General features: G+C 66.7%; 19 protein-coding genes. 5 read left to right on the top strand and 14 right to left on the bottom strand.

Annotation, left to right across the window (positions count from 1 at the left end; translation table 11 throughout):
• Positions 1–65: 65 nt before the first annotated feature.
• A complete protein-coding gene (locus H1R19_RS06895) occupies positions 66–752 on the bottom strand; it encodes a response regulator transcription factor (RefSeq protein WP_188330019.1) in 687 nt (228 codons plus the stop codon).
• Positions 753–990: 238 nt separating this feature from the next.
• On the opposite strand from H1R19_RS06895, the gene H1R19_RS06890 reads away from it, so the two are divergent.
• Both H1R19_RS06890 and H1R19_RS06885 read left to right on the top strand, forming a co-directional pair.
• Complete coding sequence (locus H1R19_RS06890; protein WP_219851548.1) at positions 991–5,157, top strand: bifunctional nitrate reductase/sulfite reductase flavoprotein subunit alpha; 4,167 nt, start codon at positions 991–993, stop codon at positions 5,155–5,157.
• Between the two features lie 169 nt (positions 5,158–5,326).
• On the top strand, positions 5,327–6,190 hold the full coding sequence (locus H1R19_RS06885; protein WP_219851052.1) for an endonuclease domain-containing protein: 864 nt from the start codon (positions 5,327–5,329) through the stop codon (positions 6,188–6,190).
• 64 nt (positions 6,191–6,254) lie between these two features.
• Here H1R19_RS06885 and H1R19_RS06880 read toward each other — a convergent pair whose 3' ends face one another.
• The 6 genes from H1R19_RS06880 to H1R19_RS06855 form a co-directional block, all read right to left on the bottom strand.
• Positions 6,255–6,578, bottom strand: a complete 324-nt coding sequence (locus H1R19_RS06880; protein WP_188330021.1) for a Rieske (2Fe-2S) protein — start codon at positions 6,576–6,578, stop codon at positions 6,255–6,257.
• Positions 6,575–9,088, bottom strand: coding sequence for a nitrite reductase large subunit NirB (gene nirB, locus H1R19_RS06875; protein WP_219851051.1), 2,514 nt, complete (start codon positions 9,086–9,088; stop codon positions 6,575–6,577). Before nirB ends, H1R19_RS06880 begins: the two co-directional genes overlap by 4 nt.
• Positions 9,088–9,435 carry a molybdopterin oxidoreductase gene (locus tag H1R19_RS06870; RefSeq protein ID WP_188330023.1) on the bottom strand — a complete coding sequence of 116 codons (348 nt, stop codon included), beginning with the start codon at positions 9,433–9,435 and terminating at the stop codon, positions 9,088–9,090. The genes nirB and H1R19_RS06870 overlap by 1 nt, the downstream gene beginning before the upstream one ends.
• 108 nt (positions 9,436–9,543) lie before the next feature.
• Positions 9,544–9,915, bottom strand: coding sequence for a DUF2834 domain-containing protein (locus H1R19_RS06865; protein WP_188330024.1), 372 nt, complete (start codon positions 9,913–9,915; stop codon positions 9,544–9,546).
• An 89-nt stretch (positions 9,916–10,004) separates the two neighbouring features.
• Positions 10,005–11,627 carry an FAD-dependent oxidoreductase gene (locus H1R19_RS06860; RefSeq protein WP_219851050.1) on the bottom strand — a complete coding sequence of 541 codons (1,623 nt, stop codon included), beginning with the start codon at positions 11,625–11,627 and terminating at the stop codon, positions 10,005–10,007.
• On the bottom strand, positions 11,627–12,550 hold the full coding sequence (locus H1R19_RS06855; protein ID WP_188330026.1) for an AurF N-oxygenase family protein: 924 nt from the start codon (positions 12,548–12,550) through the stop codon (positions 11,627–11,629). Before H1R19_RS06855 ends, H1R19_RS06860 begins: the two co-directional genes overlap by 1 nt.
• 189 nt (positions 12,551–12,739) lie before the next feature.
• On the opposite strand from H1R19_RS06855, the gene H1R19_RS06850 reads away from it, so the two are divergent.
• Complete coding sequence (locus H1R19_RS06850; protein WP_188330027.1) at positions 12,740–13,510, top strand: SDR family oxidoreductase; 771 nt, start codon at positions 12,740–12,742, stop codon at positions 13,508–13,510.
• 81 nt (positions 13,511–13,591) lie between these two features.
• Here H1R19_RS06850 and H1R19_RS06845 read toward each other — a convergent pair whose 3' ends face one another.
• From H1R19_RS06845 to H1R19_RS06825, 5 genes are all read right to left on the bottom strand, one after another.
• The gene (locus H1R19_RS06845; RefSeq protein ID WP_244970899.1) at positions 13,592–14,551 is read right to left on the bottom strand and encodes an endonuclease domain-containing protein; all 960 of its coding nucleotides are present in this window, start codon (positions 14,549–14,551) and stop codon (positions 13,592–13,594) included.
• 84 nt (positions 14,552–14,635) lie between these two features.
• Positions 14,636–15,244, bottom strand: a complete 609-nt coding sequence (locus H1R19_RS06840; RefSeq protein WP_219851049.1) for a trimeric intracellular cation channel family protein — start codon at positions 15,242–15,244, stop codon at positions 14,636–14,638.
• Positions 15,245–15,399: 155 nt separating this feature from the next.
• Positions 15,400–15,573, bottom strand: coding sequence for a 50S ribosomal protein L32 (gene rpmF / locus H1R19_RS06835; RefSeq protein WP_188330030.1), 174 nt, complete (start codon positions 15,571–15,573; stop codon positions 15,400–15,402).
• A gap of 165 nt (positions 15,574–15,738) precedes the next feature.
• Positions 15,739–16,242, bottom strand: a complete 504-nt coding sequence (locus tag H1R19_RS23190; RefSeq protein ID WP_244970898.1) for a DUF4190 domain-containing protein — start codon at positions 16,240–16,242, stop codon at positions 15,739–15,741.
• An 842-nt stretch (positions 16,243–17,084) separates the two neighbouring features.
• The gene (locus H1R19_RS06825; protein ID WP_219851048.1) at positions 17,085–17,894 is read right to left on the bottom strand and encodes a DUF4190 domain-containing protein; all 810 of its coding nucleotides are present in this window, start codon (positions 17,892–17,894) and stop codon (positions 17,085–17,087) included.
• A gap of 61 nt (positions 17,895–17,955) precedes the next feature.
• Between H1R19_RS06825 and H1R19_RS06820 the strand changes: the two genes are divergently transcribed.
• Positions 17,956–18,891 (top strand): AEC family transporter, encoded by a 936-nt coding sequence (locus H1R19_RS06820; RefSeq protein ID WP_188330032.1) that lies wholly within the window; start codon positions 17,956–17,958, stop codon positions 18,889–18,891.
• Positions 18,892–18,903: 12 nt separating this feature from the next.
• Here the strand turns inward: H1R19_RS06820 and H1R19_RS06815 are convergent, their stop codons facing one another.
• On the bottom strand, positions 18,904–19,542 hold the full coding sequence (locus tag H1R19_RS06815; protein ID WP_188330033.1) for a DUF1707 SHOCT-like domain-containing protein: 639 nt from the start codon (positions 19,540–19,542) through the stop codon (positions 18,904–18,906).
• A 191-nt stretch (positions 19,543–19,733) separates the two neighbouring features.
• On the opposite strand from H1R19_RS06815, the gene H1R19_RS06810 reads away from it, so the two are divergent.
• On the top strand, positions 19,734–20,432 hold the full coding sequence (locus H1R19_RS06810) for a hypothetical protein (protein WP_219851047.1): 699 nt from the start codon (positions 19,734–19,736) through the stop codon (positions 20,430–20,432).
• Between the two features lie 35 nt (positions 20,433–20,467).
• Here the strand turns inward: H1R19_RS06810 and H1R19_RS06805 are convergent, their stop codons facing one another.
• On the bottom strand, positions 20,468–22,471 hold the full coding sequence (locus H1R19_RS06805; RefSeq protein ID WP_188330035.1) for a vWA domain-containing protein: 2,004 nt from the start codon (positions 22,469–22,471) through the stop codon (positions 20,468–20,470).
• Positions 22,472–22,500: the final 29 nt, after the last annotated feature.

The following is a 22,500-nucleotide window of genomic DNA, read 5'->3' as shown; positions in this document are numbered from 1 at the left end:
ATGGGTCCCGGGTGCGTGCGGGGCGACGGTGGACTTCGACTCGCTGTTCGTCGACGACCGGTCCACTACGGCGGTGTCTCCCGGAGCACGTAGCCGACGCCACGCACCGTGTGGATCAGTCGCGGCTCACCGTCGGCCTCGGTCTTGCGGCGCAGGTAGCCGACATAGACCTCGAGCGCGTTGCCCGAGGTCGGGAAGTCATAACCCCACACCTCTTCGAGGATGCGACTGCGCGACAGCACGCGCCGCGGGTTGGCCATCAGCATCTCCAGGAGCGCGAACTCCGTGCGGGTGAGGCTGATCGAGCGCTCGCCGCGCGTCACATCGCGGGTCACCGGGTCCAGCGACAGATCGGCGAAGGTGAGGGTCTCGGAGTCGGCGTCGGGGTCGGGCGACGCACGCCTGAGCAATGCACGCAGCCGCGCGAGGAGCTCCTCGAGCGCGAACGGCTTGGGCAGGTAGTCGTCGGCGCCGGCGTCGAGTCCGGAGACCCGCTCGGAGACCGAGTCCCGCGCCGTCAGCACCAGGATGGGCAGGTCGTCACCGGCGGAGCGGAGCCGGCGGCACACCTCGAGACCGTCGAGCCGCGGCATCATGACGTCGAGGATGACGACGTCGGGCCGGTCGGCGAGGATCTTCTCGAGCGCTTCGATGCCGTCGCCCGCGGTTTCGACGCTGTATCCGTTGAAGGTGAGCGACCGTCGCAACGACTCCCGAACCGCCCGGTCGTCATCAACCACGAGGATGCGCATGGATACAGTCTTATCCACCCCGGCTGAGATGTGCCTGAGCAACGCCGAAAGCCAGCCGTTCGAGTGCCCCGGCCGGGGCTCACCAGCGGTTCTCTGACGCATCACACCCGTTGCCGAGTGCTGTGAGGTCAAGTTGATGGCTGCGTAACGCCGGCCTTCGGGCCGCGAAACATCCACCTTCGACGCTGGAGGCGTGACGATCTCAGTGCCCGCCCCTTCGGTGACGTCGCGATCGGTGATGTCGCTGTGCGCCTATTGCGGTGTCGGCTGTGGCATGGAGATGAAACTCGACGACGACGCCAACCGCATCACCAAGACCGTCGGTCGCACCGATCACCCCACGAACTTCGGCCGGCTGTGCACCAAGGGTTCGACGACCGCGGACATGCTCGCCGGCGGCGGGCGCCTCGACGCCCCCCTGGTCCGCGAGGACCGCGGCGGTCAGCTCCGGCCCGCCGAGCTCGACGCCGTCCTGTCCGACACCGCACGCCGCCTGCGCGCCATCGTCGACGACCACGGACCCGACGCGGTGGCCCTCTACGTGTCGGGGCAGATGTCCCTCGAGGCGCAGTACCTGTCGAACAAACTGGCCAAGGGTTTCATCGGGACCAACCAGATCGAGTCCAACTCGCGCCTGTGCATGGCCAGCGCCGGCACCGGTTACAAACTGTCACTGGGGTCCGACGGCCCGCCCGGCTCGTATCAGGACTTCGACCACGCCGACGTGTTCCTCGTCATCGGCGCCAACATGGCCGACTGCCACCCGATCCTGTTCCTGCGGATGATGGACCGGGTCAAGGCGGGCGCCAGACTGATCGTCGTCGACCCACGACGTACCGCGACCGCCGACAAGGCCGACCTGTTCCTGCAGATCAGGTCCGGCACCGACCTCGCCTTCCTCAACGGCCTGCTGAACCTGCTGATCAGCAACGGCCACACCGACGACGAGTTCATCGCCTCGTTCACCGACGGTTTCGAACAGATGCCGGAGTTCGCCGCCCAGTACCCACCGGAGGTGGTCGAGTCGATCACCGGGATCGCCGCCGACGACCTGCGCGCCGCGGCCGCCATGATCGGGAACGCGCCGAACTGGATGAGCTGTTGGACGATGGGCCTCAACCAATCGACCCACGGAACGTGGAACACCAACGCGCTCATCAACCTTCACCTCGTCACCGGCGCCATCTGCCGGCTGGGCAGCGGACCCTTCTCCCTGACCGGACAGCCGAATGCCATGGGCGGCCGCGAGATGGGCTACATGGGGCCGGGCCTTCCCGGTCAGCGCTCCGTGCTGTCGGAGGCCGACCGCGACCTCGTGGAAGCCGCGTGGGGTGTTCCGGCGGGGACGCTGCGCACCGACATCGGCGGCGGCACCATCGACCTGTTCCGCCGCATGGCCGACGGCGAGATCAAGGCCTGCTGGATCATCTGCACCAATCCCGTTGCCTCCGTGGGCAATCGGAAGACGGTCATCGAGGGGTTGGAGCGCGCCGACCTCGTCATCACCCAGGATGCCTTCTCCGAGACCGAGACCAACCAGTACGCCGACGTCGTCCTCCCGGCGACCCTGTGGTCGGAATCGACCGGCGTGATGGTGAATTCGGAACGCAACCTCACCCTGTTCGAACCGGCCCTGAACGCGCCGGGTCAGGCGATCCCGGACTGGGAGATCATCGCGCGCATCGCGTCGGAGATGGGCTACGCCGACGCGTTCGACTACTCGAGCGCCGACGAGGTCTTCGCCGAGATCACGCAGTTCGCCAACCCGAACACCGGCTACGACCTGCGTGGCGTCACCTACGACCGGCTCCGTCGGACGCCGATGCAGTGGCCGTGTCCGCCCCCGCCCGACCCGGCGGGCACCACCGACCCGGAGAACACCCCCGACCCGGAGAACACCAAGGCCCGCAATCCGATCCGGTACCTGAACGACGGTCGGAGCCAGACGTTGCACCGCCTCGACGACGGTTCCGTGCCGCACCTGGCCTTCGCCACGCCCACCCGTCGTGCGCAGTTCTTCGCACGCCCCCACCTCGACCCCGACGAACTGCCCGACGACGACTATCCGTTCCTGCTCAACACCGGCAGGCTGCCGCACCAGTGGCACACCATGACCAAGACCGGCCGGGTGGCCAAGCTGAACAAACTCAACCCAGAGCCGTTCGTCGAACTGCACCCCGAGGATGCGCAGCGGCTGAACATCGCCGGCAAGGACAAGGTCGAGGTGGCGTCGCGTCGAGGCCATGCGGTGTTGCCGGCCAGGGTCTCCGACCGCGTACGCCCCGGCAACTGCTTTGTGCCGTTCCACTGGAATGACGTCTTCGGCGAACACCTCGCGATCAACGCGGTCACCTCCGACGCGGTGGACCCGTTGTCGCAGCAGCCGGAGCTCAAGGTCTGCGCGGTGACGCTGACCAAGGTGACCGGCTCCACCGCTCCCGCCGAGGCTGCCCCACTCGCCAACGCACCCAACGGGGCCACCCAACTCGGCGCGGCTCTCGGGGTCTCGGATGTCGCCACCCCGGAGCTCACGTCGTCGGAGCGCACCTACCTGGCCGGACTGGCCGCCGGGATCGGCGCGGCACCGTCGGGGGTACCCACGGTCCCCGGCGACGCCCCGCTGCGCGCCGACGTGCGGATGTGGGTCTCGGGAGTCCTGGCAGGCATGTTCTCCCGGTCCGATCCCATTGTCCCGGTGACCGATTCACCGGGGTCCGATTCACCGGGGTCCGATTCACCGGGGTCCGAGGCCATGGTCGACACCGTCACGGTGCTGTGGGCGTCGCAGATGGGCAACGCCGAGGAACTGGCCACCGAGACCGCCGAACGGGTCAAGGCCAGTGGGCTCAGGGTCGACGCCAGGTCGATGGACGACGTCGAGGTCGAGCAACTGAGCGGCACCGCGCTGTTCGTCACCTCCACCACCGGCGACGGCGATCCACCCGACAACGGGTCGTCGTTCTGGGATGCGCTGAACTCCGAGGAGGCGCCCGATCTCTCCGGCGTCGACTTCGCGGTGCTGGCTCTCGGCGACTCGAACTACGACGACTTCTGCGGCCACGGACGCAAACTGGATGCCCGTATCGGGGAGCTCGGGGGTCGCCGGCTGCTGGACCGGGTCGACTGCGAACCCGACTTCGAGGACACGGCCGGCGGCTGGTTGACCGATGTCATCCGCGCCATCAGCATGGGCAACCGGGCGCCGGCGTCCGGGGTGACCGACGAGCGTGTGACCGTGGTCAGCGAGCCCGCAGACTCGGCCGCCGCCCCGTCGGTGCGCACGGCGTCGGCGTACTCGCGCAAGAAGCCGCTGACCACCTCGCTGGTGCGAAATGTGCGGCTCAACGCCGACGGGTCGCAGAAAGATGTGCGCAACTTCGGGTTCGCGCTGCCGTCGAACACGCTGACCTATCAGGCGGGCGACGCCCTCGGCGTGTGGCCGCTGAACGACCTCGCACTGATCGAGGAGTTCCTGGACCGGGCGAAGCTGGACGGCGCGGCGTCGGTGACGGTCGGCGGTGACGTGATGTCGCTGCATCAGGCGCTGCGCGAACGGCTCGAATTCGCCCGGGTCACACCGGATCTCGTGCGGTTCGTCGGCGATCGGTCCGGGGCGGACGAGTTGAGGACCCTCGTGGCCGCGGGAAACAAGCAGGGCTTCAACGACTGGTCGTGGGGTCGGCAGTCGGTGGATGTGCTCGCCGAACATCCCGTCGTGGCCGGCGTCGAGGACTGGCTGCAGGTGCTCAAACCGATCGTCCCACGGTCGTATTCGATCTCGTCGAGTCCTTTCGAGGATCCCGACGAGGTACAGCTGACCGTGTCGGCGGTGCGCTACAACGTGTTCGGCACTCCACGCGGCGGGGTCTGCTCGACCTTCCTCGCCGACCACGCCGACGAGGAGGAGGTCGGCGTCTTCGTCACCTCGACCACCCACTTCCGGCCGCCCGCCGACCCCGACACCCCGATGATCATGATCGGCCCGGGCACCGGCATCGCCCCGTTCCGCGGCTTCTTGCGCGAGCGAGAGGCATTGGGCCACACCGGCAAGAACTGGCTCTTCTTCGGCGAACAGTACTCGGCCACCGACTTCTACTACCGGGACGAACTCACCACGATGCTCGGGAACGGGTTGTTGACCCGCCTCGACGTCGCCTTCTCCCGCGACCAGGACCGCAAGATCTACGTCCAGGACCGCATGCGCGAACACGGCGAGGAGCTCTACCAGTGGCTCCACGAAGGAGCCCACGTCTACGTGTGCGGCGACGCCACCCGGATGGCCAAGGACGTCGACGCCGCCCTGAAAGGCATTGTTGCGCAGTATGGGCGGCGGTCCCCGGCCGGTGCGGAGTCGTACGTCAAGGCGTTGGCCGCCGACAAGCGGTATGTGCGCGACGTGTACTGACGCAAACCCCGCAAACAGCCGACGCGGTGCCCAATACGTCGATGCACGCCGTGATCCGTGGGGTTTGTGACGTCGGGGTTCACATCCACAAGTCGTCGACGGTCCCGTTGTTGTCCACAAGCACGTGGCTCTCGCGTTCAGGGGAACGAACCACTGAGACGGTTCACGCATGGATGCTCACACCCAGACCCGTCTCGACCGCGGGGTTGCATCATCGTCGACGCTTCAGAAACTGGGGATCACCCGCACTCGACTTCGCCGGCTCATGAAGGACAACACCCTCCGAAAGATCCGTCGCGGCTGGTACGCCACCGCAGACGCGCACCCGACCGTCGTCGCCGCGGTGGCGGCCGGCGGTGTGCTGACGTGTGTGGATGCGTTGCGGCTACACAATGTCTGGGTCCCGCCCACCGGAACGACAGTCCATGTTCGCGGTACCGAGGATTCGCAACGCGGCTCTTCGAATTTCTGCCGCCGTCATGGCCGACCGCCGGCCGCGACGAGCGCCGTCGATGACCTACCGACCGCACTTCAGTACGCCGTACGCTGCCTCGACCACGAAGGTATCGTCGTCGTCCTGGACTCGATCCTGAACAAGAAGCTGACGAACCGAGAGGAACTGGCGGCCGCTCTGAGGGACTGCCCGCGCGCCATCCGAGACCTTCTCGACAAATGTGACCTAGCTGAATCCGGCACCGAGAGCATGGTGCGCCTCAGACTCCGCGCCCGAAACATCACGGTCTCGACGCAGGTGACCATCACCGGTGTCGGACGAGTCGACCTGCTGGTGGGCAACCGCCTGATCATCGAGGTGGACGGGATGGAGTACCACGCCAGCCGCACCCAGTTCGAGCGTGATCGGGAGCGCGACCGGATAGCTGTCGAACTCGGCTACGTGGTGATCAGGTTGACCTACAACCAAGTTGTCTACCAATGGGAGCAGGCCGAGGCGTCGATTCTGACGCTCATACGACGCCGAGAGCATCTACGGCGAACCGGGGTAGATCCCGTTGTCGGCACAAACCCCACCTAGACACTTCGGCGCGCCCTAGGTGTCGATGCCGAAGGCCATCGGTGGGGTATCTGCGCCGGGCGCCTCAGAGCCAGATCACGATCTCCCCGTCGCGGTCTTCGACGCGGTAGACGCCGACAGAGCCGATGCCTTCCGACGCGCATCCGCCGTCGGCGAAGGCGAAGGCGTACTGGTGCAGCGGGCAGACGATCTTGGCGATGTCGAACTGGCCGTCGGCGAGGGGACCGCCGCGGTGCGGGCACACGGCGTCGGTGGCGCGCAGACTTCCGTCGGTCAACCGGAACACGGCGATCTGCCTGTCCTGCACCGCATATGCGCGACTCTCACCGACCTGGAGATCCTCCATCACCCCGACGGCGACACCGGTCTCGGCCGAGACGCGAGTCATCGGACCGGCACCTTCGGAAGCGGCAACAACGGCAGTGCCGAGGTGAACTGGGCGGGCGACTTCGGTTCGGCACGATCGAGCCACGGGTCGACGTAATCCTCGACCGCCTCGTCGATCCCCTGCTGCAGTCCCTCGACGAGCCCGTCCCGGTCATCGACGAGAATCGCGCGGAGTTCCTCGATCCCGATGCGCGGCACGAAGGCATATGTCCGTTCGAGCCACTTGCCCTGCTCGCGGTAGTACTGGATGAAGATGCCGCACAACCGGATCACCTCGGCGGGTGAGTCGACCGTCGCCAGCAGATCACCCTTGCGGATGTGCGCACCGGCGGCACCGCCGACGTAGATCTCCCATTTGCCGTCGCCGATCGCGACCACGCCGAAGTCCTTGCACAGGGCCTCGGCGCAGTTCCGCGGGCACCCCGTCACCGCGAGCTTCAGCTTCGCCGGCGATTCCAGCCCCTGATAGCGCGTCTCGATGTCGATGCCGAGTTGCGTCGAATCCCCGAGCCCGAATCGGCAATAGTCCGTGCCCACACAGGTCTTCACCGTCCGGAAGCTCTTACCGTAAGCGTATCCCGACGGCATGCCGAGGTCCTCCCACACCTTGGGGAGATCCTCCTTCTTGACGCCGAGGAGGTCGAGTCGCTGGCCGCCGGTCGCCTTGATCATCGGGATCGAGTATTTGTCCGCCACATCGGCGATCTTGCGCAGCTGCTCGGGCGAGGTGACCCCGCCCTTCATCTGCGGCACCACGGAGAACGTGCCGTCGCGCTGGATGTTCGCGTGCACACGGTCGTTGACGAACAGCGCACCCGGTTCACGCTTCCAGTCCGAACCCCAGATGATCCGCAGCAGTGACGCCAGCGGCATCTTCGCGGCCGCATCCTCACCGTCGGGTGCGAGCTTGGCGAAGATGTCACTGACCGACCGCAGGTTCTGCCGCCGGATGGCGTCGATCAGTTCGGGTTTGGTCAGCGGGATGGCCGGGACATACCAGTCGGCCGAGGCGTCGGCGGTGAGCGAATCCCCGGCCGCGAGCTCGACGATGTCGGCGACGAGACCCTTGCACGACCCGCAGCCCTTACCGGCACGGGTCTTGGCGCACACCTCCCCCACGCTGGTGCAGCCCGACGCCACGCAACTCATGATGTCGCCCTTGGTGACTCCGTTGCAGTTGCACACCTGCACGTCGTCGGCGAGTTCGGCGGCACCGGTCTCGGCGCTGGGCGTGCCCATGTCGAACAGCATCGAGATGCGTTCGTCGGGCAGCGGGACCTTGTCGTCGAAGGCCTGCGTGAGGAAGTTGACCTTCGAGATGTCGCCGAGCAGCATCGCGCCGATCAGTTTGTTGTCGCGGACCACCACGCTCTTGTAGATGCCGTTGCGCGGTTCGTAGAACTGGACGAACTCGTCGTCCTCCCGTTCGGGCCCCTTGACCCCCATGGCCGCGACGTCGACTCCGGCGACCTTGAGCTTCGTCGTCAACCGCGAACCGTGGTATTCCGCTTTCGGATTCGCGCCGGTCAACACATCGGCGAGCACGACGGCCTGCTCCCACAGCGGTGCGACGAGACCGTAGACCTCGCTGCGATGCTGCGCGCACTCCCCGACCGCGTAGATGAACGCCTCGTCCTCGCAACGCATCTGGTCGTCGACGACGATCCCGCGTTCGACGACGAGCCCTGCGCTGCGGGCGATTTCGACGTTGGGCCGGATACCCGCGGTCACCACGATCATGTCGGCGGGCAACGAGTCACCGTCGGTGAACCCGACGCCGGAGACGGTTCCGTCGTCGTTCCGCATCACCGACGTCGTGCGTTTACCGGTGTGCACGCCCACACCGAGGGATTCGATCTTGTTGCGCAGCACCTTTCCGCCGCGCTCGTCGAGCTGCTGGTTCATCAGGTGTCCGGGCGAGTGCACCACGTCGACGGATACTCCCTGCGACTGCAATCCGTACGCGGCCTCCAGCCCGAGGAGACCGCCACCGATCACGACGGCCCGGACGTGGTCACGCGCGGTGGCCATCTGCAGCATGCCGTTGGTGTCGGAGATGGTCCGGAACCCGAACACGCCGCGGGCGAGTTTGCCGTCGGGTTCACGTAATCCGTCCATGTTGGGGAAGAACGTGTGCGAGCCGGTGGCGATGATGAGCACGTCGAACTCGATCTCCCGGCCCGACGCACACGTCACCGTCTTCGCGAACCGATCGATCGCCTCGGCGCGGTCACCGGCAAAAAGGGTGACGCCGTTCTGGCGGTACCAGGCCATCGGGTTGAGCATCAGATCGTCGTCGTCGACCGTGGACTCACCCGCGAGGACGTGACTGAGCATGATGCGGTTGTAGTTCCCGTACGGCTCGTCGCCGATCATGGTGATGTCGAACAGGTCACCGCCGCCGCGTTCGAGGATCTCCTCGACGGTCCGTGCCCCGGCCATGCCGTTGCCGACCACCACCAGTCGGAGGCGATCCGGGACACCCCGACGACCCGATTGCGCTGCCGACATCAGAAGATGACCATCCCGAAGTCGACGACGACCTCGCCGCTCGCACCTTCCGGCGCGGCGATCAGGAGTTCCAGCGTGGCATCCGGGTCCACGTCCTCGACCACCCGCAGCGGCACGTTGACCGACGACTTGGCCCCCATCGGGAACATCCGCATCGGCTTCCCGTCGCGCACGAGGGTGACGCAGATCAGTTCATCGGAGCTGTTGCCGCCGCGAAAGTACAACGGCTGCGCCGTCATTCCCGGGGGGACGACAAAGGTCAGCGACGCGTCGATGGGTCCCGGCTTGGCGAGACCGGCCCCCGCGAACGTGAAGACGCCCTGGAGGAAATGTGGAGTGCTCGACATGCCGCCACTATCCGCGAGGCGCGTGAAATGCGACTTGCCGCGGTGTTACGGCAGCGTTTTCTGGTTCTCACCAACGTGGTCGGTCGCCGAGAGGGCGACGATCGGGCGTCAGCGCGGAGACAGCGCCCGTTCACGTGCGAGGAAGAAGAACGGGATGGCGGTGGCGATACCCACCCCGAAGGTGAGCACCACCGACGCCAACCACCATGGCAGGATGCGCAGCCGCCGCGCCTCGGAGAACGCCCAGACATGGAATCCGATCACCACGAAGGTGAGGTCGACCATGGCGAAGCGACCGGGCGTCGTCTTCAGGATGTCGCCGACGAAGAAGTCCTTGACCGACGCCGGGCCGTTGCGCTGCACGTACGGGATCGCCAGGGCGTTCTGCGCCACCAGCGCGGTCAGGAACACGGCCAGCAGCGATCGCTGTCGCCACCTCGTGTCGACTCCCTCTGCTGTCACTGCGGCCGGCGTGGTCATCGCGTCTCCTCGAGTCGTCGGTTGGCAGAAATGGTGACACGAGGGCGACATGCTCCGAGGGCGAATCCGCTCCCCGGGGTGCCGGGCAATCAGCTCCGGCGCCACCCCGCGGCACCGACCATCTCCGCGACCTGGGTGAACTTCACCCTCGGACGGCCCTGCTCCTCGCCACGACGCCGTTCGGTGCGGTCGATGGCACGCATGCCCCGGTACCCGATGACGGTCCGCACGCGCTTGCGCACCAACGACGAGAAGGCATCCGGGGCACGTCGGGTGCGTCGCAGCACCCCCGATCGGGCGTCGTCGATGAAGTCCTCGACCGTGCGCGTCGCGCACACCTTGTTGACCCCGATGCCGCCGCTCGGGCCGCGTTTGGCCCAGCCGAGTACGTATCCGCCGGGCACGATCTGGCCCGAGTCGTCGGTGAGGCGACCGTCGACGTTCCGGAAGATCCCGCGGTCGTCGTCGAACGCCACCCCCGGTATCGGGGTCGAACGGTATCCGATGGAACGCACCACGAGGTCGGTGGCGATGTGGTGGCGTCCTTCGCCGGTTCGGACGGTGATCGACTCGACCTGCCCGTCGCCGACGATCTCTTCCGGAGTGCTGTGGAACAGGAAGACGATGCGACGCCGCGCGGGATCTGCCGGGCCGCGGAACGACGACGGGATGTCCACCCCGTCGACGCCGTCGATCACCTCGACCTCGACACCCGGGATCTCCGACAGCGCACGGTATTCCGCCGCCGTATAGGCGGCTGCCGCCTGGTCGCGCCGGCCGAGGAGCACCACCTCGTGCACGTTCTGCTCCCGCAGGATGTTCAGTGCACGGTCGGCGATGTCGGTGGTGGCCAGCAACTCCGGCGGTGACACCAGGATTCGTGCGACGTCGAGCGCGACATTTCCCGTTCCGACAACGACCGCACGACCCGTGGCCGGGTCCTCGGTCGTCCCCCGACGCAACGGTGGTCCCTGCTCGACGCCGGGCACGCCGTTGTACCAGGCCACCAGGTCGGTGGCCGAGGTCGAACCCGGGAGTTCCTCGCCCGGGATGTCCAGTCGCCGTGACTCACTCGCGCCGACCGCGTAGAACACGGCGTCGAAATGGTCGGACAACTCGGCCGGGGTGATCTGGTCGGGACCGTCGCCGACGGTCACGTTGGTGAGCATCGTGACCCGGGGGTCACGGTAGAGCAGATCGAAGCCGCGCAGCACACCCTTGGTGCCCGGATGATCCGGTGCGACACCGGCACGGACCAGGCCGCCCGGCGTCGGGAGCTTGTCGATCACGGTGACCTGCGCCTCGGTCCGGTCGAGCAGCGTACGCAGCGCGTAACCACCCGAGGGACCGGTCCCCACGAGCGCAACCCGCAGGCCGGCAGGCAGTTTGGGAACCTCGGGGTAGGTGACGGTGGAGCCCGACTCCGAGTCGATCGGCTCCCACCCCGACCGCACATCCGGGTTGTGCTTGTAGAAGTCGGCGTTGATGTCGATGAACACCTTGTCGCGCGTGCCGAGCTTGTCCGCGGGGTAGATCGCATCCACCGGGCAGGCGTCGGCGCACGCCCCGCAGTCGATGCAGGCCTCGGGATCGATGTGCAGGATGTCTGAGCTGCCGAAGCCACGTTCCTCTGGCGTCGGGTGGATGCAGTTCACCGGGCACACCGACACGCATGCCGCGTCGCTGCAACATGATTGAGTGATGACGAACATCAGAGCATGTGGGCTTTCCGGTAGTACCGCATGGCGGGCTTGGTCAGCAGGCCGACCTCGTCGAGGAATTCCATGAGGTGGGCACAGCTGCTCCGGATCATCGAGTGGAAGTGGGAGTTGTGCTTCATCTCCCGGAGCGCGCGCTCGGCGTCGAGTCCGGCGTCGGCGAATGCCTGGCCCTGCACCAGGCTGGTCACGATGTAGTAGGCCCCGATAGCCACGGCGAGTGCACTGAACTGGCGTCGCGCCCAGCTCACGCCCTCCAACGATTCGCGCACCTCTTCGCGCGCGAACTTCATGTGGCGCGATTCCTCGAGGACGTGGATCTCGTTGACGGTGCGGATGAAATCCAACACGCGGTCATCACGCATGCAGCCGCGCTGGAAGACGTCCAGAACCTCCTCGGCGACAAGGATTCCCGCGTAGGCGACCTCGTTCTTGGCGGTCATCTTGAAGACCTTGCCGAGCCGGGCGACCTTCTTCGACGGCCGGTAGGAGGTACCGACCATCTTCTCCGAGGCCTTGGCGAACATGATCGAGTGGCGGCACTCGTCGGCGATCTCGGTGAGCGCGAACTGGAACTCGGCACCGTGGTAGTCGCCCAGATACTGATCCCGGATCACCATCTCCTGCAGGATCATCTCGAACCAGATGCCGATGTTCATGATCGACGCGAACTCGTGGCGCGTGACCGAGATGCGCTGCTCCTCGGTGAGTTCGTCCCAGTAGTCGGTCCCGTACAACGACGACCACTCCGGGCTGCAGCCGTATTTGGCGGGGTCCATCGGCTTGGACCAGTCGATCTCGGTCATCGCGTTTCGTGACAGGCGGGCAGCCGAGGCCAGCAGGCGGGTCGACACCTCTTCGGTGCCCTGGTCTCGCATGCTGATGACGTTCTCGGTTCGTTCCATCGCGGCCGTCATGAGTGACTCGCTTCCCGGTCGGCGATCGTGACAATGATCGATGTAATAACAATGCGTGTTGTCAAGATAGCACCGTGGTGTGACCGAGTAAACGATTCGCCGAATATACTGGCCGGTAAGTTCAGTGGCAGCCGGAATCGCTGCAGGTCAGAACCTCTTCAGCACGCCGTTCACTTGGTAGGAGTTCGCATGTCTTCCATCTTCATCACCGGCGGGGCCGCCGGAATCGGTCTCGCCACCGCCGAGCGGTTCGGTCGGGAAGGCTGGACGGTCGGTGTGTACGACGTCGATGCCGACGCCCTCGCGAAGGTGAAGGCCGATCACCCCGACTTCATCACCGGCACGCTCGACGTCCGCGAACCCGAGCAGTGGGCCAACGCCCTGGCCGAGTTCACCTCGCACACCGGCGGAACCCTCGACGTCCTCGACAACAACGCCGGCATCCTGCACGCGGGGAAGATCCACCACATCACCCCGGAGGACATCCGTCGCCAGATCGACATCGATGCACTCGGCGTCGCGCTCGGCGCCCAGGCCGCCTACCCGTATCTGAAGAAGACCCCCGGGGCCCACCTGGTGAACATCGCCTCGGCGTCGGCGATCTACGGCCAGCCCGGAATCGCGGTCTACTCGGCCACCAAGTTCTTCGTCGGCGGGCTCACCGAGGCGCTCGAGCTCGAGTGGGAGCACGACGACATCCGCGCGGTCAGCATCTGGCCGCTGTGGGCCAAGACGGCGCTGGCCTCCGGAGAGACCAAGTCCACCAAGACACTCGGCATCCGGATCACCCCGGAGCAGGTTGCCGACAAGGTGTGGGAGTCGGTGCATCCCACGCGGCAGGACAAGCTCCTGCACCGCACGAGCTACTCGGTGGGAGCCCAGACCCTGTTCCTCGGCAATGCGGCCAAGTTCATCCCCAACTTCCTGAACCGGACCGTCAACAAGTTCATCGCGCAGTAGCCGCCCCGCAAACCCACCACCCCTGGGCATACCCACCCCGAATTTCGGGGTGGGTATGCCCGTCTGTGGTGGGTATGCGGATCAGTGGACCCCGGCAAGTCGCAGACCCTGCGTGAGGAGCGCATGAAACTTCGCCCGGTCGCGCAGGTCTTGCCAGGTCCAGCGAACGACGATGTACCCCTGTGCCCGCAACTTGTCCTCGCGGGCCTTCTCCTCGACGACCGTCTGCCACGGAGGTGTGTCGCTGAGCGCACCGCTGTATTTGACCAGCCCGTCGAACTCGCCCACCAACTTCTCCGCGAGAAGGAAGTCGACGCGAGCGATGAAGGTGCCGTCGTCGTCGACTATCGACACCTGCGGTCGCGGTTCGGGAAGGTCCGCACACTCGAGCATCAGTGCGCGACTGAGTGATTCGCCGACACTCTCGGACTGGGCGGTCGCCAGTGGCAACATCCGCCGGAGCATCTCGACGCCCTTGAAGCGCCGGCACGACTCGAGGATCTCCTGCATTCGCTGCAACTCGGCGCCCTGTCTCAGGGCTGCGTCCAGGACGACCAGCGCCCGGCGCGAGTTCCCGAGACGGGCGACGTCGCATGCCGTGCGGGCGACGGAGGTGACCGCGACGCCGTCGACGACGACCACATCGCGCGGAGCGACCACACCCTGATGGCGCACCACCCGGTCCGTCGTCTTACCCACTTTCGGCGACGTCACATGAACCCGGGTCAGGTCCGGGTAGAGCATCGGGAGTCGATGCATCGCGCCCGCTGACACGTGACTGACGATCCGCGTCGGGCCACCCGCTCGCGCAGCCGCCATTACGGTCATCCGGTGCGTCTCGAGCTTGTCGAGGTCGGCGAGCGTCGAGGAGTCGGCAAAGATCCCCGGCCAGAGTCGCCGCAGTCCGTCATCGGCGACGGAACGCTGCAGCTGCTTGTCGGTGACATGAGGTCCGACAACCTCGGAGCGTAGAACCAGGCCATGTGAGTCGGCGGGAATGTCCATGACGCTTTGACGCAGCGCATGCCCCGCCGGTGCCATGTCTCGCAGATCCACCACAGCTGGACACGTCCTCCCCGAATTCCGGGGTGGGTATGTCCATCGGTGGTGGGTCTGCGGGAGAGCTCAGCGTCGCGCGGTCGGGAGGTGCAGGTTGAACTTGAGACTGACCAGGCGAAGGCCGGTGGCGAGAACAGATCCGACGACGAGCCAGATCCACTGCGGGACCGAACTGTGCGTCGCGCAGACCGCGACGATCGCCGCGCCGAGCACAGCGGGGACCGCGTAGAGGTCCGACGGCTGGAGAAGCAGCGGGATCTCGTTGGAGATCACGTCGCGCAGGACGCCGCCACCCACCGCGGTGAGCAGTCCGACGGTCGTCGCGGCGAAGGGACTCGCATCGACGTCGAGCGCGATGCCCGCACCCACGGCGGCGAACAATCCCATGCCGAACGCGTCGAGCACCAGGATCGAACGGCGCAGCTTCGCGAACGCGGGATGGAAGAAGAACACCAGCAGACTCGCCACGGTGGCGGTGACCACCGGCCCCCAGCCGTTGATCGAGGCGGGCGGACTGATCCCCAGCAGCACGTCGCGCAGAACGCCGCCGCCGACCCCGGTCAGCACGCCCACGGTGATGATGCCCCACAGGTCGAAGTCCTTGCGGACCCCGAGCATCGCCCCCGACGCGGCGAACACCGCGATGCCCGCGAAGTTCAGAACGTCGAGGAGCACGAGAAACCCTTCCTACAGCGGCGCCCACCGAGTGGGCGCCGGCCTCACGTCAGGTGCGGCCGTCGATGACGGCACACGAATGACCGCCCCCGGACTATCCCAGGGGCGGCCATCGGTATGACAATCGCGGTGCCGTGAACGGCAACCGAACGAGGCTAGCGACGATCCAGATCGATGAGGCCGGCGCGAGCAGCCTTCACGAGTCGACGAGGGATCCGCACGGGGACGCCGTTCACCTTCTCTTCTTGCAGTGCGGGGTTGTCTGCCTTCCACTGCGAACGACGACTACGGGTGTTCGCCCGCGACATCCGGCGCTTCGGTACAGCCATGGTTGAGCCCTTCTCTTACTGTGGTCTGCGTGGCCGCTGGTGACGTGACATCACTGATCGGCCCGAGTCAGTGCGCCGATCAGCCCTCGCGGGCGCGGCACACAACCCGACCAGACTACCTGCTGAGGACGCCGAGCTCCAAAATGGCCGCCGTCCACGCGGACCTCAGAAGGACGACCAGGGATTTTCCACCCCGGTGAGCGCGATGACCAGCCAGTACACGACCCACACGACCAGGATGAACGCCCCGATGATGATTGCGGTGAGCGCCAGCCCGTCACCTTTCTGAGCACCCCCGGATGCCGCGATCTGTTTACGCGCGATCACGCCCAGGACCAACCCGATCAGGCCGCCGATCCCGCTGCACAGCAGACCCAGCAACGACGCGACCAACGCCAGCACCGCCAGGGTGCTGGTGGTGGGTTCGGGTCCCCCGCCGTGGGCGTAGGGATTGTCGGCGTCGGGATTGCCGCCGCCCGGACCTTGCCCCCCGTCGTCGGCATGATCGGCGTTGCCGTACCGGTCCTGCTGAGCACTCTGCTGCGACGGCTGGCCATAGTTCGGCGGGCCGCCGGCCGATGGGTCATGGGCCTGGTGTCCGTACTGCTGCCCGGGCGGCCCTTGAGGTGGTCCGCCGTACGGCGGCTGCCCCGGTGCCGATGGCGGCACCCCCTGAGGCGGTTGGCCGTACCCCTGCTGGCCGTATCCGGGCGGTTGGCCATATCCCTGTTGGCCGTACCCGGGCGGCGGTCCATAACCGGGTGGCTGGCCGTATCCGGGTTGTTGGCCGTATCCGGGCGCCTGGCCGGGAGCGTGTGGGGACTGGGGTGCCTGACCCGGGGGTCCCGGTGGCGGGGCGCCGTACTGCTGCGCACCTGGTCCGGCGGGCGGGCGCGTGGAGATGACGCGGGTCGAGTCGTATCCGGACGGGGCAGGACCGTCTGCGCCTCGAGGTGGAGGTGGTGGCGCGGGTGTGGTGCCGGGAGGCGCCACCGGCGTCTGCCCGACTGGATTCGACTGGGCAGGACCCGGCTGGGCAGGCTCCGACGGAGACCCGGGCGTACTGATGATGCGCGTGACCCCGTCGGCGGGACTGTGCGACTCGGGAACGTCGGTGCCGTCGGGGCCTGCTCCCGGCGTCGATGTCACCGGCACGGACCCCGGATCTGAATCCGGTCCGGCCACAGCCGCCTTCTGCGTCGGCTCCCACGGGGAGGGATCGGTGGCAGACGCATCGGGGCCGGGTGGCTGCGGCGCCGCCCGGTCGGAATCTGGCCGGTCGGGTGCTGACGGATCGGGCCCGGACCGAGATGCAGAGGAAGGATCTCGCGGATCCGCGCCTTCGGTGGGATTCGTCATCAGGTGCCCTCACCATCTGTGCACACCGGGTCACGGTGGAAGGATTCATGCGTGCAGCACCCGCTGCACATGAGTCACAGACTAGTGAGAAAACGCCCCGAACAGGGTGGAGTCGAGGATTGACCTCGAAGATCCGACCGCTGAGTCGTTCACTAGTAGTAGTACGAGTCCGTTCCACCGGCGGCCAGCACGATGATGAACAGCACGACCCACACCACGCCGCCGAGGATCGACAGCGCGCCGGTGATGATTCCGGTCAGTCCCATACCCGCGCCGGTCTGGGTGCCGTTCGACTGCTCGATGTCGCGCCGCGACAGAAAACCCAGGACGACGGCGGCGATGCCGATCGGAATCGAGAGGAAGAACGAGAAGAAGAAGCACGCGACCAGCGAGATGACGCCGACGATGCCGCAGACCATCGCGGCGATCGCCTTGCCGTTGGTGCTCTGGGCAGCAGGCGTGCCGTAGCCGTAACCCCCATACTGTGCGGCACCGTACGGAGTGGCCGAACCGTAAGCCGAACCGTAGGCAGGCGCCTGGTAGGGGTCGTTGACCTGACCGTACTGCGCTCCCGGCGGTGTCACCGGAGGCTGTCCGTACGGATCCTGACCGGGCGCGGCGCCGAATCCCTGGCCGCCCGGCTGCGACCCGTACGGGTTCTGGCCGTACTGATCCTGACCATAAGGGTTCTGGCCGTACTGATCCTGACCATAAGGACTCTGGCCGTAAGGACTCTGGCCGTAAGGACTCTGGCCGTAAGGATTCTGGCCGTAGGGGTCCGAAGACGGGCCACCCTGGTGAGAAGGGCCGAACTGCGTCGGAGCGTATTCGTCGGGTGCCTGACCCGACGACTGGTCACCCTTGTTCAGATTCGGACGGGAGCCTTCCGCCGCACCCGAGTTCGGCACAGTCCCCCAGTCGTCCTGGCCCTGACCCGAACCCTGTCCCGGTGGATAACTCACTCACAACCCCCAACTCGATCCGACAGATGCGCCCCAATGCCGTACGAATAGACTTCGCGCAGTGTCTGGCGTCATCTCCGGCTTCACGGTGATCTTCATAGTAGTCGGAGTGGGGTACATCCTCGGACGTACGCAGGTCATCGGCGATCATGCGCACGAGGTTCTGTCCCGGCTGGTCTTCTTCGTCTTCACCCCGGCGCTGCTGTTCCATTCCATGGTGACGTCGGACCTGTCGGTCATCTTCTCCTCGACGCTGGCGATCGCCGGGGGCAGCGCGGTCCTCATGGGCGTCATCTACGTGGCGGTCGCCAGACTCTGGTTACGGCGCCCGGTTCCCGAGCTCGTCATCGGCGGACTCTCCGCGTCGTATGTCAACAGTGTCAACCTCGGGCTCCCCATCGCGATCTTCGTCCTCGACGACGCCTCGTTCATCGCTCCGCTGCTGCTGTTCCAGATCCTCATCTACTCCCCGGTGGCGCTGCTCGCCCTCGACCTGACCGCGCTGGATCGCGACTCCGGCAGGTCCCTGGTCCGTGATTCACTCGTCGCGCCGGTCACCAACCCGATCGTCGTCGGCGGAATCGCCGGCCTGGCGGTCTCGCTGATCGGGTGGACTCCGCCGGCGGCGGTGATGTCTCCGCTGAAGATGCTGGGAGACGCGTCGGTCCCCGCGGCGTTGCTGGCCTTCGGACTCTCGCTGACCGGTGTCGCGGTGTTCAAGAAGGGCGAGAGTCCGCGTCGCGACATCGCGTTGGCATCCGTGCTGAAGATGGTCGTCATGCCGCTGTCCGTCTACGCCATCGCACGATGGGGTTTCGGCCAGGAGGGCGACGCGCTGTTCGCTCAGGTGGTCATCGCGGCACTGCCGACCGCCCAGAACGTCCTCGTCTATGCGACCCGGTATCGACGCGGACAGATCCTCGCGCGTGACACCGCGTTGATCACGACGCTCGCATCGATCCCGACCATCACCGTCATCGCACTTCTGCTCGCGTGACCGACTCGACGTTCAGGCGTCCGGCTGGTCGCGCGGTACGTATTTGACGTCGACGCCGCCCATCAGCGCCAACCCGGTCACCCGGATGACTGGGGCACCGGGTCTCGACGACTTCTGCGACTTTCCGCTGAAGCCGCCCATGATGCCCAGCCCCCCGATCTCGACCGACACCGCCTCAGGGACCTTGATGTCGATGCCGCCCATGATCGCGACGCACTCCACGGTCAGGACCGGTGCGGTGAATTCGACCTCGCGCAGGTCGATGTCGACGCCGCCCATGATGGCGGTGGCGGTGAGCTGATCGGCGACGACCGCCGTCCCCGACAGTTCGCTGCCCGACATGATCGCCAGGCGATGACGGACCGCGGTCTCGGCGCTCCCACCGGTCACGCGCGGGCCGGGTGACAGGCTGGCCGCGGGCATGGGCACACCGAGCTGCGCGACGGGCAGATCATCGGTGAGCTCATCGAGGTCACCGAAAGTCTTGGCCGACAACGCCTTCCCGGCACGTTCCTCGTATTCGACCGGCGACAGACTGCCGTGAGCCATCGCCGCGGAGAGGATTTCGTGGACCAGTTCGCGGTCGGCGTCGGCCGCGCGCAGTCGCGCGCGACGATCGTCGGGCATCGGAAGGTCACCGGGTTGGGTCACGACTCACGACCCTAGTGGCCCGATGACGTGCCGACCACCCTGAAATACACCCCGACACACACCCCGACGTCGGGACCACTGCTGTCGTCTCGTCGGCGGTCGGCGCAACAGACCCCGAAAGTGCCCGCCGAGCGGCATAATTCATCCCGAGTCCGGACGGGGACGCCGACCGGCGCACATCGGAGGCGATCATGGGCCAGCCCGACGACCCCAGCCAGCCCTATGACCCGGGCCAGTCCCGGCCCGGCCGGCCCTATGACCCCAGCCAGCCCTATGACCCCAGTCAGCCCTATGACCCCGGCCGGCAATACGACCCGGGCCAGTCCCCGCCCGGACAACCCTGGCCGCAACAGGCCTATCCCCCACCGCTGCCACCACGTGAGGATCGGGCGGGTATGCGGCGGTGGGGCAAGATCCTCACCGTCGTAGGCGTTGTCCTGCTCCTTCTGTCGGTGACCATCGGCGTCGTGATGGCAGTCGCCGGGATAGGCGATGCGGTGGACAAGGCCTTCGAGGTCAACCCCACCGCCGAGCAGGACTACGACACCGGGGACACCTTCCAGCTGTTCAGCAGCAACACCGAGTCCGGGGTACCGGCATGCGAGATCACCGGACCCGCGGCGCTCGCGCCCGGACCCGGGACGACCAGCGAATTCACTTTCGACGGTTCCGGAGTGGAGTCCTTCGACTCATTCGAGGTCGTCGAATCGGGCACCTACACGTTCCGATGCGATTCGCCCGCGGTCGTCGCATCGATCGACGCGGCCGGGATCTTCAGCGGCGTCGGCGGTGTCCTTCTCGCGGTGTTCGGCGGCGGATTCGGCGGGTTGGTCGCAGTGGTCGGCGTCGTGCTCTGGATCATCGCCGGCCGCAAACCCGCAACCGCCTGAGCTTCGCGGGAGACGGCCGGGGTGACCGGCGTTTGTCAGCCGCGCCGGGGCCCCTTACGTGCCCGCAGGTAGTCACCGACGACGGCGGCCCCGAGTCCGTCGACGTCGGGTGCGACCACCCGGCCGCCGACGCGACGCGCGATCTGGTCCATGAAGTGGGCCAGGCCCGGGTCCTCCCCGAGTCGGAAAAAGGTGATCTGCGCACCGATCCGGGCGACGTGGTCGAGCTCGCGCACCGTCAGCGCGATCGTCTGCGGGTGCGGCGGATAGAAGAAGAACGGCTCACCACTGGGGTCGAGATGTGCGGTGGGCTCGCCGTCGGTGACCACCAGGACGACGGGTTGCGCATTCGGGAACCGCCGGAGGTGCCGCTGGGCGAGCAACAGCGCGTGGTGCAGGTTGGTGCCCTGTTCCATCCGCGGTTGCAGGCCGGTCAGCTCCGAGATGTCGATGGACCGCGCATACCGGCCGAACGCGATGAGGTGAAGCTCGTCGCTCCGGAAACGCGTGGAGATCAGATGATTCAGGGCGATGGCGGTGCGCTTCATCGGCGTCCACCGTCCCTCCATCTCCATGGAGAACGAGGTGTCGACGAGGAGCACCACGGCGGCCTGTGTGCGGGTCTCGGTTTCGGAGACCTCGACATCGCGGACGGTGATCTGGACGCCCGAGCGCGCCATCTCCGACGTGGCCTGCGACGGCTCGTTGGTCTCGGACACGGTGCGCAACACCGCATTCGACACGGTGCGGGTGACGTCCCAGGGGTCGGTGTCGCCGAACTCCCACTCGCGGGACGCGCCGGTGGGCTCGCCGAGTAGACCGCTCTGGCGTGTCTGGCGATCGCCTCGGCGACCCGAGAGCTGCTCGGCGATGTCCCGGAAGATCGACTGCCCCAGCTGGCGCATCGCCTTGGGGCTCAGTCGGAGCTGACCGTCGGAGGTGCGGTCGAAGAATCCCTGTTCGGACAGTGCCTTTTCGAGTTCGGCGAGCATCCGGGCGTCGACGGCCGCTTCGTCCCCCAGCTGACGAGCGAGCGCGTCGAGGTCGATGTCGTCCATCTGCGCGCCGGCGTACTGCTGCGACAGCTGCTCGGAGAGCGCCTCGAGCTCGGAGATGTCACGCAACGCCGCCGCACCCTCACCCAGACCCATCGGCTGGTCACCGGAGAACGACTGCGCGTCGTCCCAGTCGAGTCCGGGGCGCGCCGCACGCAACTGCGAATCCATCTGCGTGAGTTGACTCATGAGGTCCGGCGAGCCGAACGCCTGCTGCGCCAGCTGGTCGAGCTCGGCCCGCTGCTCGGGGGTCAGCGAGTTGTAGAACTGCTGCGCCGCCGCCGCGCGCTGCGCCAGTGAGTCGATGAGTTCGTCGGTGTTGCGCGGGTTCTCCGGGAAGAACTCGCCGTGGGAGTTCATGAACTCGTCGAACTTCTCGGTGGTGTCCTCACCGCGATTGTGCGCCGCGAGTAACTCGTTGAGATCCTTGAGCATCTCCGAGATACGTTGCCGGTCTTGCTCGTTCGCTCCCTCGAGAGCCTCTTTCATCCCCGCGAAACGCTGATCGAGCAATTCCCGGCCGAGGAGGTCCTTGATCTTGTCGTAGTCCTGCTTCGCCTGCGGGCTGCGCCAGTTGTACTCCGACAGCTCCTCGACGGCCTGCGCCGTCGAGGGCGGCAGGCTGCCGATCTGCATCTCGGCGAAGCGGGCGTCGTCGTCGAGATCGCGGGCCAGCTGCTTGCGCTCCTCGAGTACCGCACGATCGAGGAGCTCGCGGATCTCGGCGAACGTACCGTCGAGGTTGCGCTTCTTCAGCAACTCCTGCCGGCGTCGGTTGATCTGCTCGCGCAGCTTGTCGAGCCCACGCATGTTCGGGGTTCCGCGTCGGAGCAACTCACGGAGCGCACGCTGCGGCGACGCGCCGGCCATCACGTCGTCGCCGATGGTCTCCAGCGCCTCACGCAGGTCGACCGGCGGCGCCAACGGGTCGGGCCCGCCGGTGTAGCGCTGATACCGCGAACGGTGAAAGCTCTTGCGCGCCATGGTGCTCTCCCTTACCGATGGTTCGATCT

This window comes from Gordonia jinghuaiqii, from assembly GCF_014041935.1.
Classification (GTDB): Bacteria; Actinomycetota; Actinomycetes; order Mycobacteriales; family Mycobacteriaceae; genus Gordonia; species Gordonia jinghuaiqii.
The sequence above is the reverse complement of the archived record's forward strand: the minus strand, read 5'-3'. Positions and strand labels throughout refer to the sequence as shown.